The sequence below is a fragment of the Flammeovirga sp. AWQ4_249 genome (assembly GCF_056161045.1).
Genome location: NZ_JBSWYJ010000109.1, coordinates 1 through 773, shown reverse-complemented (window position 1 = coordinate 773; position 773 = coordinate 1). Strand labels below are relative to the sequence as shown.

Here is a 773-nt window from a genome sequence, read left to right as displayed (position 1 = left end):
ATTACATTTTGATGCTGGTGTAGCTGAAAGTGGGCGTTTAAAAACAGTTTCTATTGAAGATAATTCAAAAATATTCTTTAATGGTGGATATAATCAAGTTTGTGTATTATCTGGTGCATTAACTTTTAATGGTGAGCTTTATTTAGAAGGTTGTTATACGGAAGATGACTTCCCTGGTTTCAACCCTGACCAACCTGTAGATATGATTGCTTTCACTTCTGAAATTTCTAATGAAACAACTGCCACTTTAAAATGGGCGACTGCAACAGAAGAAAACAGTGATAAATTCGTGATCGAAAGAAGTATTGATAATAGAATCTGGACGAAAGTGGGTGAAGTAAAAGCGAATGGTAACACAAATCACAGAATTGATTACTCATTCGTAGATGAAAATCTTCCTTCAAACAACGTTGTTTATTATAGATTAAAACAAATTGATTTAGACAACAAATACGCTTTATATGGTCCAAATGCCATCAAAAAGTCATCATCTTCTTCTGATGTAACAATCTACCCTAACCCAGTAGTATTTGGTGAGAAAATGAATATCCTTACGAATTATGAAAATATGACCGTAAGACTTTATGATGCAAGTGGTAAAACGCACTTCGAAGGTGGTTCTCACACTAACTTCACTTCTATTCCAATGATCTTCGGTAAAGGAATGATGTTCGTAGAAGTAAAAAGCGGTAAAGATAAAATCGTTCAAAAAGTAATTATCAAATAAATAATTACAATTAGAGATATAAAAAATCCTTTCTTGGTCAAACAGG

Annotated in this window: 1 protein-coding gene; it reads left to right on the top strand. The window is 32.9% G+C overall.

All coding sequences use genetic code 11. From position 1 onward, the window contains the following. Positions 1-727: T9SS type A sorting domain-containing protein (locus ACXAHM_RS26285; protein ID WP_474967059.1), on the top strand; the 727-nt coding region annotated here is incomplete at its 5' end. Positions 728-773 lie beyond the last annotated feature (46 nt).